At 47.8% G+C, this 11,727-nt stretch carries 9 protein-coding genes and 2 riboswitches; of the genes, 7 read left to right on the forward strand and 2 right to left on the reverse strand.

Features of this window, described 5'->3' with window-relative positions; all coding sequences use genetic code 11:
- Positions 1–8: 8 nt before the first annotated feature.
- The 3 genes from NV381_RS36765 to NV381_RS36775 all read left to right on the forward strand — a co-directional run bounded on the left by NV381_RS36765 (position 9) and on the right by NV381_RS36775 (position 3,454).
- Entirely contained in the window at positions 9–1,028 is a 1,020-nt protein-coding gene (locus tag NV381_RS36765; protein WP_258218225.1) for a Gfo/Idh/MocA family protein, read from the forward strand.
- Positions 1,029–1,138: 110 nt separating this feature from the next.
- Positions 1,139–2,104 carry an AraC family transcriptional regulator gene (locus NV381_RS36770; protein ID WP_258218226.1) on the forward strand — a complete coding sequence of 322 codons (966 nt, stop codon included), beginning with the start codon at positions 1,139–1,141 and terminating at the stop codon, positions 2,102–2,104.
- A gap of 76 nt (positions 2,105–2,180) precedes the next feature.
- A riboswitch (FMN riboswitch) is annotated at positions 2,181–2,331 on the forward strand.
- Positions 2,332–2,509: 178 nt separating this feature from the next.
- Positions 2,510–3,454, forward strand: a complete 945-nt coding sequence (locus NV381_RS36775) for a DMT family transporter (protein ID WP_258218227.1) — start codon at positions 2,510–2,512, stop codon at positions 3,452–3,454.
- Positions 3,455–3,678: 224 nt separating this feature from the next.
- Here the strand turns inward: NV381_RS36775 and gcvH are convergent, their stop codons facing one another.
- Positions 3,679–4,077: a glycine cleavage system protein GcvH gene (gene gcvH / locus NV381_RS36780; protein ID WP_258218228.1), complete on the reverse strand. Its 399-nt coding sequence runs from the start codon at positions 4,075–4,077 to the stop codon at positions 3,679–3,681.
- 222 nt (positions 4,078–4,299) lie between these two features.
- Positions 4,300–4,394: riboswitch (glycine riboswitch) on the forward strand.
- A 215-nt stretch (positions 4,395–4,609) separates the two neighbouring features.
- Between gcvH and gcvT the strand changes: the two genes are divergently transcribed.
- The 3 genes from gcvT to gcvPB are packed head-to-tail and all read left to right on the forward strand — an operon-like array spanning position 4,610 to position 8,626.
- Positions 4,610–5,713 carry a glycine cleavage system aminomethyltransferase GcvT gene (gene gcvT / locus NV381_RS36785; RefSeq protein ID WP_258218229.1) on the forward strand — a complete coding sequence of 368 codons (1,104 nt, stop codon included), beginning with the start codon at positions 4,610–4,612 and terminating at the stop codon, positions 5,711–5,713.
- Positions 5,714–5,762: 49 nt separating this feature from the next.
- Positions 5,763–7,124: an aminomethyl-transferring glycine dehydrogenase subunit GcvPA gene (gcvPA, locus tag NV381_RS36790; protein WP_258218230.1), complete on the forward strand. Its 1,362-nt coding sequence runs from the start codon at positions 5,763–5,765 to the stop codon at positions 7,122–7,124.
- Positions 7,121–8,626 carry an aminomethyl-transferring glycine dehydrogenase subunit GcvPB gene (gene gcvPB / locus NV381_RS36795; RefSeq protein WP_258218231.1) on the forward strand — a complete coding sequence of 502 codons (1,506 nt, stop codon included), beginning with the start codon at positions 7,121–7,123 and terminating at the stop codon, positions 8,624–8,626. The genes gcvPA and gcvPB overlap by 4 nt, the downstream gene beginning before the upstream one ends.
- Positions 8,627–8,708: 82 nt before the next feature.
- Here gcvPB and NV381_RS36800 read toward each other — a convergent pair whose 3' ends face one another.
- Complete coding sequence (locus NV381_RS36800) at positions 8,709–9,953, reverse strand: multidrug effflux MFS transporter (RefSeq protein ID WP_258218232.1); 1,245 nt, start codon at positions 9,951–9,953, stop codon at positions 8,709–8,711.
- 205 nt (positions 9,954–10,158) lie between these two features.
- Between NV381_RS36800 and NV381_RS36805 the strand changes: the two genes are divergently transcribed.
- On the forward strand, positions 10,159–11,235 hold the full coding sequence (locus NV381_RS36805) for a lactonase family protein (protein WP_258218233.1): 1,077 nt from the start codon (positions 10,159–10,161) through the stop codon (positions 11,233–11,235).
- Positions 11,236–11,727 lie beyond the last annotated feature (492 nt).

Raw genomic sequence — 11,727 nt, forward strand, 5'->3', positions numbered from 1 at the left:
GCAAACTTATGATTAGAGTTGCGATGCTGAGCTTTTGGCATGTTCATGCCAAGGATTACGCCCGTCAGGCAATTGAACATCCGGATACAGAAATTGTTGCCCTGTGGGACGAAATTCCTGAACGAGGCCGTAAGGAATCGGAAGCACGTGGCATCCCGTTTTATGAGAATTTGAACGAGCTGCTTGCCCAGTCCGATATTGATGCGGTTATTGTAGATACGCCAACTAATATTCATAGGGATGTCATTATAGCTGCAGCCAAAGCTGGTAAACATATTTTCACTGAAAAAGTTGTCGCGACAACAATTAAAGAATGCAATGAAATCATCGCAGCGGTTGAAGCGGCGGGAGTTAAGCTGACGGTTTCGCTGCCCCGATTAAATTTTAATTACACATTGGCCATACAGGATATAATTAACAAGGGTTTGATGGGTGAGCTGACGTTAGTTCGTACCCGTCTATCCCATAATGGCGCTCTTCCTTCGGAACGAGGGCCAGAGGGATGGCTGCCAACCCATTTCTACAACAAAGAGCAATGCGGCGGCGGAGCAATGATCGATTTGGGCTGCCATCCTATGTATTTGGCACGTTTGTTCTTGGGCCTTCCGGAGAGTGTAACAGCGAATTACGGCTATGTAACCGGTAAAGAGGTCGAGGATAACGCTATATCGGTCCTTCGTTATTCGAACGGTGCATTGGCTGTTATTGAAGCCGGATTTGTAAATCCTTTTTCGCCTTTTGTTATTGAAGTGCATGGAACCGAGGGAAGCTTGCTCTATTCTACCCATGATAACAAGCTGCTGGTCCGCAGCTCCAAGTTTGGCGAGGATGCGAATAGAGAGTGGCAGGCTCAAGAGCTGCCGGAAGAGCGTGAGTCTGCGTTCCACCAGTGGGTCGCCCATATTCAGAATGGGACGGTTGCGTCTGAAAATATCCAATATGCGTTGGATTTGACCCGATTAATGGAAGCTTCGAATGCGTCGGCTCAATCGGGAGCAGCGTTCAAACTAAGCGACTTAGCGGAATAGTTATGCAACAATAAGAAGATGGGGATGCTGTCTTGTAGACCTTGCTATTATTGCGGGTCAACAGGCGGCTTTTCCATTTTATATGAGCTATAACAGGAGGTGCTCAACCTATGGACAATCATGGCCGCGCCACTCCCAAGCCTTATCCTTTTGAATTAATGCTGGACCAGCCTTATGCCCTTGACCGACTTGATGTTGAGTTCCGTTGGGGCAATTACGGTATTCGTATGCTCAGATATCACCATACAAGCTTTGCTCCCGGACGAACGGTTTCTTTTCATAAGCATTCTGAGTTTGAGTTTCATTTCATCCCCCGTGGAAAAGGAAAAGTCATTCTAGGCGATACCCCTTACGCGCTGCAGGAAGGCATGCTGTACCTTACCGGACCTAATGTGATCCATTATCAGGAAGCGGATGCCAATGAAGCTATGGATGAGCTTTGCTTGCACATTGATATTGTGAAGCTGCATGACAATGGAGGCGAGCAGGAGTCGGGTATGTCCAATTGGGTAAGCAAATGGGAAATTGCTGAGGCGCATGCATGCGTACAGCAGCTGCAGCAGCTGCCCTTGAAGCCTGCCATGGACCAGTATCGGGCGATGGAATGCTTTTTGAACGCTTACCGCGCGTGGTATGAAAATCAGCCGGGCTTGTTTACTGTTATTAAGCAATCGATTATTCAAATATTGCTGCGCACGACTAGAGCTTATGCTTCAGTTCCTCAACCGGACCTGCCTTCCCGGGATATGAAGCATTACCGCTACAAGCTGGTGGAGCAGTTCATTAAGGATAACTATATGGAGCCGTTGACATTGGACACTATAGCTGAGCGTGTGCAGATCAGTCCGCGTCAATTGCAGCGCATTTTCCGTGACCATACGGGTGGTACATTCAGTGAATATATCGAGCAGGTGCGCTTGTCACATATTTGCAATGAGCTGAGCAAAAATGATTTGACGATTGATCAGATTGCCTTTAAGAACGGTTTCTCAAGCGCTAACTATTTGCACTATGTTTTCAAAAGGAAGTTCGGGATGACTCCGGCTCAGTATCGGATGCAGCATGTGCGAAATTAGGTCGCCTGACGAAATAAATTGCAAAACAGATCTTGTTGTGCACAGTGTCCTGTGGTAAAATGCAATCTAATTGAATACGGACCTTCGGGGCAGGGTGAAATTCCCGACCGGCGGTGATGGTTCTTCCGAACCTAAGCCCGCGACTCGTTGATTGCTATGCGGCAGTTAGCGACTGATTTGGTGTAACTCCAAAGCCGACGGTACAGTCCGGATGGGAGAAGGTCAAAAGCAGGCATGGTGCCAGGAACGTTTTGTAAAAAAACGACTTGGCTCCAAGCCTCTTTATGTGCGCCCCGTTATCGAATCTGATAGCGGGGTGTCTTCTTTCGAAGCGTCCTATTCAAAAAAACGAAGAAATGGCTTAAAAAGCAGGCTTCTTCGCAAATTTGTAGGAGGTTATTGAATATGGAAAAAAGTATTTTGATTCATCCGTCTGGACAGCTTGAGCGCACTGGCAGCAGTACGCGGAGCGGAATATGGTATGTGGCGCTCGGTGCCGCGCTCTGGGGGATTGATCCCCTGTTTCGTATTCTGCTGCTAAAGCATTTAACCTCTTCTCAGATCGTATTGTTCGAACATCTGCTGCTGCTTGTGTATGCAGTGCCGATTCTATGGCTGCACCGCAAGGAGTTACGAGGGTTGGCGATTCGTCATGTGCTTGCTCTGTTGTTTATTTCCTGGGGCGGTTCAGCAATTGCTACCATCATGTTTACCTCTGCATTTGCTTATGGGAACCCCAATGCAGTACTGCTGCTTCAGAAGCTGCAGCCTTTATTTGCAATAATTATGGCAAGGTTAATATTGAAAGAAAGGCTTCCGGCCTTATTTCCTTTACTGCTGCTAATGGCGCTTGGCGGTACCTACCTGCTTACATTCGGCTTCGCGGCTCCGGTCGGAAGTATGTCTGAATTTGCTGCGGCAAGCGGGCTGCTGTCTATAGGGGCAGCTGCTTTATGGGGTGGATCAACCGTAATGGGGCGTGTATTGCTAAATAAAATGCAGTTCGAAACAGTCACGGCACTCAGGTTTACGTGCGCACTTCCACTACTATTTGCAACAACCTGGTTGGAAGGCGATAAGCTGCAATTGCCAGTCGGTGCAACGGATTGGTTTGCTTTATCCGGCAATTTGCTCCTCCAAGCGGCTCTTCCCGGACTGCTTAGTTTACTGCTGTATTACCGTGGATTATCAGGGACCAAAGCGTCCTTTGCTACACTCGCCGAGCTATTGTTTCCTGCAGTAGGGGTATTAATTAATTGGCTTGTTTTTCAACAAACCGTGACGTTTGTGCAAATCATAGGTTTCCTGCTTATCTGGTTCATGCTGTTCAATCTGTCAAGGCAGCGCTGATCTACAAGTTACAAGTTACAAGGCAAGATACAAGTTACAAGACAAGTTACAAATTACAAGTTACAGGTTAGAGAAGCAAAAAGATTCCAAACTAAGAAGCATGTACAAATCCCGGGGGAATATTGCGGTGCTGCATGGCGATCGATCGTACCTCATGTGCAAAATATGTTGAAAGAGGCCGTGCTGCCGCACGGCCTCTTTTCAATAGCTGCTTTTAAGAGCGGCTACTCCTGATCCTCTGTAAATTCCTTGTACTGCTCAGCGCTTAGCAGGTTTTCTAATGCTTCTTCCGCTGATTGTTCAATTTCGATCTCGACCATCCATCCGCCTTCATAAGGATCTTCATTCACCAGTTCAGGCTGATCGATCAGAGCGGAATTTACCTTGGTTACCGTTCCTTTTACTGGGGAGTACAGGTCGGATACTGTTTTTACAGATTCAATGCTTCCGAGACTGTCGGCTGCATTTACTTGTGCGCCAACCTCGGGGAGTTCAAGAAAAACAATATCTCCAAGCTGATGTTGTGCAAAATCGCTTATTCCGATCCGAATGGTACGATCTCCAATGACCTCTGCCCATTCATGTTCCTTGCTGTACAATAATTGATCCTTAACCTCTGACATAATCAATCCTCACCTTCAACATATTGTTGTTCTCCCTATAAAGCATTAACAGACAGAGTGGAAATAAAACGGAACACATTGAGCAAAGTCCTATTCTCTGTAGATTAATCATCAATGCCTCCCATGTCAATATATGTAACAAAAAAATGTATATTATCGGAAAATGATGTTGACAATGAGGCTAACGATAGAGTAATAATGAGTATATAATGAAATAAGCGGATGAGGGCAAGGGGAGAGATTACCGCTTGACGGTAACGCCGAAGGAGTAAACCCGGAAGGGTGAATCTCTCAGGCAAAAGGACTTTTGCAGGACGCAGCTCTGGAGAGATCCCGGTGAAAGTTAAGGGGCGCCCAAGGTGAAACTAATTTTTTTCCGGATTATAGGGGAAGCTTATTAGGTAACTCTCAGGTACAAGGGACAGAGTGAGAAGCAGAACGGTCGTTCATGAACAATGGGCTTCTGCTTTTCACTCTGTCCTCTTTTGTTTTGTCTAAAAATGAGCAAACAAACTAAAATTGAGGTGAGCTTATGTCCGGATTGAAACGAACGCCGCTTTTTCCAATCTATAAACAGTATGGCGCACCAAGAGTAATCGATTTCGGGGGCTGGGAGCTGCCAGTGCAATTTTACGGTATTCAGAAGGAACACGAAGCCGTTCGCCAGCGCGCGGGCTTGTTTGATGTTTCCCATATGGGAGAAGTCATGGTAACAGGCCGGGATGCACTGACGTATTTACAAAACTTGACCGTCAACGATGTGTCGAAGCTTATGGACGGACAGGCGCAATATAGTCTGATGTGCTATGAGGATGGCGGAGTTGTGGATGATCTGCTAGTGTACCGACTGTCTCAGGAGCGGTTTATGCTAGTTATCAATGCTTCGAATATCGAGAAGGATGTAGAGTGGATGCAGCAGCAGCTAACCGGAGATGTCACCTTGGACAATATATCGGAGCAAACTGCATTGTTGGCGATTCAAGGTCCGGCTGCAGAGAAAATATTGGGCAAGCTAACATCTGCACCGTTAAAAGAGCTTAAAGGCTTTTCTTTCATTTCAGATACGGTTGTTGGCGGGTTCAAAGCCTTGGTGTCGAGAACCGGATACACGGGAGAAGATGGATTTGAGCTCTATATTAATAGCAGTGATGCGCAGGCTCTATGGGAACAGATAATGGAAGCAGGCGAGGAGCAGGGCTTGATGGCTGCTGGACTTGGGGCGAGAGATACACTGCGGTTCGAAGCTAAGCTGCCGCTCTATGGACAGGAGTTATCAGCAGGAATCAGCCCGCTTGAAGCATCACTCGGATTTTTTGTTAAGCTGGACAAAGGTGATTTTATAGGTCGGGCAGCCTTGGTTAAGCAAAAAGAAGAAGGTGTTCCCCGCAAGCTTGTAGGCATTGAAATGATAGACAGAGGAATCCCACGCAGCCATTATCCGGTTTATGCGGATGGCAAGCTGGTAGGTGAGGTAACAACCGGTACCCAGTCTCCGACTTTAAAGCAGAATCTGGGATTGGCATTGATAGATACCGAGTACAGTAAGCTTGGAACTGAAGTTTGGGTAGAAATTCGCGAGAAGCAGCTTAAGGCTGTTGTTGTGAAGGCGCCCTTTTATAAACGTGAAATGAGATAGAAAGCGGAAGAGGAAATTCACATCATCATAATTATTAGGAGTGGATCAGGTGAAGCACCGCTATATACCGATGACGGAGCAAGATCAAACGGATATGCTGCAAACTATAGGCATTGACTCTGTGGAAGATTTATTCGTTGATATTCCTACAAAAGTACGTTTTCAAGGCAGGTTAGAAGTATCGGAGGCTCTGGATGAGCACGCGCTTTTAAAGCACATGAATCAATTGGCCGGTAAAAATGCGGATTTTGAACGCTATACAAGCTTTCTTGGAGCCGGCATTTACGATCATCATCTCCCGGTTGTTATCAATCATGTTATCTCTCGTTCCGAATTTTACACGGCCTACACGCCTTATCAGCCAGAGATTAGTCAAGGCGAGCTGCAGGCGATTTTCGAGTTTCAATCGTATATTTGTGAGCTGACTGGAATGGCTGTAGCGAATGCGAGTATGTACGATGGGGCAACTGCATTAGCGGAAGCGGGAGCTCTTGCTCATGGAGCTACGAAACGGAAACAGCTGCTCGTTTCCCGGGCGATTCATCCTGAAGCAAGGCAGGTAGTTGCTGCAACGGCCAAAGGGCTTGGACTGGAAATCGTTGAAGTCGGGACGAAGGATGGCGTAACCGATCTTGAAGAGCTTACCTCCCTTGTCTCGGTGGAGACAGCGGGCGTGCTTGTCCAGTCGCCGAATTTTTTCGGCTGCATTGAGGATCTGCGTGCAGTTGAGCCGTTGGCGCATGCTGCAGGGGCATTATTCATAGTAAGCGCGAATCCGCTTTCCTTGGGTTTGCTTGAAGCGCCAGGCAAGCTGGGCGCTGACATTGTCGTCGGCGATGCGCAGCCGTTCGGCATCCCGGCTTCGCTCGGCGGGCCGACCTGCGGCTTCTTCGCGGTATCTACAGCATGGATGCGCAGGATGCCCGGACGCATCGTTGGGCAGACGGTCGATCGTGATGGCAAGCGCGGCTTTGTGCTGACATTGCAGGCCAGGGAGCAGCATATCCGCCGCGAGAAGGCTACGTCGAATATTTGCTCCAACCAAGCCTTGCTCGCACTTTGCGCTTCCGTATACATTTCGACCATGGGCAAACAAGGGATTCAAGATGTGGCTGACTTGAATGTGCAAAAAGCCCATTACGCGGCTGATGTGTTAAGCCGCATCCCTGGGGTATCCATTCCTTATACGCAAACACCATTCTTCAATGAGTTTGTAATCAAGCTGTCCGATGCTGGAGCTGCGGGCATAAAACAAATCAATAGCAAGCTGCTGGAAGCAGGGTTTATTGGCGGCTATGACTTGGGCAACGATGATCCGGCACTTGAAGGCCATATGCTTGTTGCCGTCACTGAACGCAGAACCAAAGCGGAAATAGACGGATTTGCAAGACAACTGGAGGCTGCCATATGAGTGATACCATATCTGTACAACCGGGAACTGAATCAGATGTAGCTGTGAAGCATGATAAAGCACTCATTTTTGAAATGAGCAAACCAGGTCGTGTCGCCTATTCGTTGCCTGAATGCGATGTTCCGCGTCAAGATACGGCCAAGCTTGTACCAGAAAACTTGCTGCGTGCTAAACCGGCTGAATTGCCGGAGGTGTACGAAGTAGACGTCATTCGCCATTATACAGCGTTATCCCGTAGAAACTTCGGCATTGATAACGGCTTTTATCCGCTTGGTTCCTGCACGATGAAATACAATCCTAAGATTAATGAGGATGTAGCACGTTTTGCAGGCTTTGCGAAAATACATCCGTATCAGCCGGAGTCTTCCATTCAAGGTGCTATGGAGCTGCTGTACCAGCTGCAAAATGATATCGCAGCCATCACGGGTATGGATCAGGTTACACTACAACCAGCTGCCGGTGCTCATGGCGAATGGACCGGCTTGATGATGATCCGCGCTTACCACGAGAGCCGCGGCGATCACCGCACGAAGGTTATTGTTCCTGACTCCTCGCACGGGACGAATCCCGCGAGTGCGACAGTGGCTGGCCTTGACACAATTACCATTCCGTCTAACGCCAAAGGCTTGGTCGATCTTGATGCTCTTCGTCAAGCGGTTGGTCCTGACACTGCTGCATTGATGCTGACAAACCCGAACACGCTTGGCTTGTTTGAAGAGCAGATTGTAGAAATTGCAGCGATTGTGCATGAGGCTGGCGGCTTGCTCTACTACGATGGTGCTAACTCTAATGCAATCATGGGCATTACCCGCCCGGGCGATATGGGCTTCGACGTCGTTCACTTGAACTTGCACAAAACGATGAGCACACCGCATGGCGGCGGCGGTCCTGGAGCAGGCCCTGTCGGGGTTAAGAAGCTGCTTGCTCCGTTTCTGCCAAAGCCTATCGTTGAACGTGCAGCGGATGGATCCTATTATTTCGATTACGACAAACCGCAATCAATTGGCCGAGTGAAAGCCTATTATGGTAACTTCGGCATCCTGGTTCGCGCATACACTTATATTCGTACTTACGGTCCCGAGGGTTTGCGTCGGGTTTCCGAATGCGCTGTGTTGAATGCCAATTATATGCTGCGCAGGCTTGCTCCTTATTACGAAGCTCCATTCGATCGCGTCTGCAAGCATGAATTTGTAATTTCGGGCAAAGGGCTCAAGAAATTCAACGTACGCACATTGGATGTAGCCAAACGGTTGCTAGACTTTGGCTATCACCCACCTACGATTTATTTCCCGTTAAATGTGGAAGAGTGCATTATGATCGAGCCAACGGAAACCGAAAGCAAAGAAACACTGGATGCTTTCATTGATACGATGATTCAAATTGCCAAAGAAGCGGAAGACAATCCGGAGCTGCTCCATAATGCTCCATACACAACTCCTGTCCGCCGTCTTGATGAAACCCAGGCAGCGCGCAAGCCTGTTCTGAACTGTACTTGCGGATAGCGCTATAAAAGAAGACGGTGTACAAATAAGACCGCGGCAGCCAACTCGAAAAATTGGCTGCCGCGGTCTTATTCGCCTTCCATTATGTTGTAATGCTGACAGTCTTCGCCTTGCGACGTACTAGGGTCCAATAGCATAAGACCGCACCGATCTCCGCTGATGCAATTACGATCCCCATTGGAACAGCAGTACCTTCTCCTCCCAAGCCTACGAGAGGTGCAACGATTCCGCCAAAGATGAAGGAAAGTACGCCTAGTAGCGCGGAGGCGCTTCCCGCGCCTTGCTTCTGATTTTGCATGGCCAGAGAAAAACCGGCTGTCGTAACAATCCCGACACTGGACACAACAAGAAACAAGCAAGGTAATACAGCAGCAAGTCCAGCGCCTGCAAGGATCATGATGAGCAGCATGATGCCGCCTAATAGAGCAATGAGTAGTCCGCTGACTAACAGCTTCATCTCTCCGATACGACTTACCAATCGACCGGCGGTTTGGCTGGCGATAATAATACCCAAACCGTTAATAGCAAAGAACAGGCTGAACATTTGCGGAGTTGCTCCATAAATATTTTGTATGACGAAGGGAGATCCGGAAATATAAGCAAACATGGCGGCGACTACAAGCCCTTGGGAGAGGGCGATGCCCATAAAACTTTTGTCACTGATGAGGCGGCGAAATGTAGAGAGTGTATTGCGAATTCCGCCTTGCAAACGCCGCTCAGCCGGCAAGGTTTCAGGCAATCCGAACATGACAATGACGAACATGAGTAAGCCGATTAAACCTAATACAATGAATACGACAGGCCAAGAGCTGAAGCGCAGCAGCTGCCCGCCGGCAACGGGAGCCAGGATCGGAGCCACACCATTGATCAGCATCAAAAGTGAGAAAAATTTAGTAAGTTCCGTACCGGCATATAAGTCCCTTACAACGGCTCTGGAGATAACAATTCCAGCTGATCCGGCCAAGCCCTGAATGAATCGGAGAATAATCAAAACCCAAATGGAAGTTGTAAAAGCACATAGCAGCGATGCTGCTGTATACATCGCAAGTCCAATCAGCAGGGGAGTGCGGCGACCTCGTACATCGCTGAGCGGTCCCGCGAGCAGCTGCCCTAACGAGAGTCCGAGCAAGCAGGCTGTCAGACTGAGCTGGGCGAGTGAGGCGCTTGTGTGCAAATCATTGCCAAGCAGAGGTAATGCGGGTAAATACATATCGAGAGAAAGCGGGCCGAATGCAGCTAATGAACCCAATATTAGCGCCATCCATAATCGTCGTGAGGGTGAAGGCTGCTGCAGCTGGTCCTCGTGTTTTTTAGAAGTAGTATTCATTTGTTGCAAATCGTACTCCTTTCTTTTATGCAGTTCTTCGGTAGTTCTCAAACAAACATACGAATAAGCATCATGCTTGTCAATCCTTTCGACTGTTTCACCTATGAAAAGAATATGATATGGTTAGGATAATATGGTAAACGAACAAAATTTTTGCTTTTTACAAGGATGAAATCAGATTATTAAAAAAGGAGTGACGCGGCAAATGAATCAAATGAATGAGAATGAGCTGTTAGTTTATGTAGGTTCTTACGCTCCATCGACATCGAAAGGGATTAATGTGTACCGTCTTAACACAGACAACGGTTCTTTAACCTTGGACCAAAGCTTGAGCGGAATCGAAAACCCATCCTTCCTAACTCTTAACCATAATCAAACTCGGTTATATGCGGTTAGTGAAATCGGTAAAGCCGATGGTACGGTTACTTCCTATACGGTTGATCCTCATGGAAGGCTAGCCTTCCTAAACGAGCAGTCTTCTCTGGGAAAAGCCTCTTGCTATGTAACTGTGGATGAGGATTCCTCGTGCTTGGTGTTGGCTAATTATTCTAGTGGTAGTGTTGCTTTGTATCCGGTTAATAGCGATGGCAGCCTTGGTGAGGCGGCAGACAAAGTACAGCATGAAGGCAGCAGTATTCGTACGGATCGGCAGGAAACGGCACATCCCCATTCAGCGGTTATTGACCCCAGTGGCCGATACGTATTCGTTCCTGATCTAGGTCTCGATCAAATCAAAGTGTATCAATTAGACTATGAACAAACTCGATTGTTGCCTCATAATGAGGTGCTTGCTGAACCGGGAGCGGGTCCGAGGCATTTGGTGTTCCATCCTTCGATTTCGTTTGCGTATGTCATTAATGAATTGGATTGCACGATAACCGCATATTCTCATAATACTGAAGACGGTGCTCTCCATCATGTTCAAACCGTTCCTGCGCTGCCAAAAGATTTTACAGACTACAATATATGCGCTGATATTCATATCTCACCATCAGGCAATTATTTGTATGGGTCTAATCGTGGGCATAACAGCATTGTTGTATATAAAATCGACAAGTCGACCGGGATGTTAACTTATGTGGAGCATACGTCTACGCAGGGTCAGACCCCACGCAATTTCGCCATTACGCCGGATGGCCGCTTTTTGCTGGCAGCTAATCAGGATTCAGATTCGATTGTTACTTTTGCCATTGATCAGCAGTCAGGCCGATTGACAGAGACAGGACAGACTGTGACCGTAACAAAGCCGGTTTGTGTCAAGATAGCCAAGCGCCATAACTGATTTGTACAGGAAGTAAGACCATTCGATAACGCATAGTTGACGAATCGCAGCATCAAGGGATGAAGAATGAGCGAGCAACCTACCATACTTTGATTATAGTTACAATAGAGCTGATGGCTTTAACGTGCTGCTTTATCAAAGTGGATTTTTATATGGATAGGGGAGAAGGTGCGCTGCAAGGATCTATGAAGGATTTGAACGGAACAGGGATTTCCGTTATTTCCTCAACAGCCTCCAATTTAAGGCGATAGCGGAAGTCGTAATTCCGTGAGCGACCGGGCAAGGTCGTGTAATTTAGCAGGTGGAACCCCTGCTTGGTAGAACGTGCAGCCGCGTTGCCAATAGCGAGTCTTGGGCTATCAGCAGTAATGTTGAGTGCTAAGCGTAGACAGTCAGGCAGTAGGCCTGAAAAGTGACGGAGCCCCGAAATTGACTAACATTGAGATAGGCCGACGGTATGCGGAATCTGGAAGGCAACATCTACACAGACGC

The organism is Paenibacillus radicis (ex Xue et al. 2023), assembly GCF_024722015.1.
Taxonomy (GTDB): domain Bacteria; phylum Bacillota; class Bacilli; order Paenibacillales; family NBRC-103111; genus Paenibacillus_S.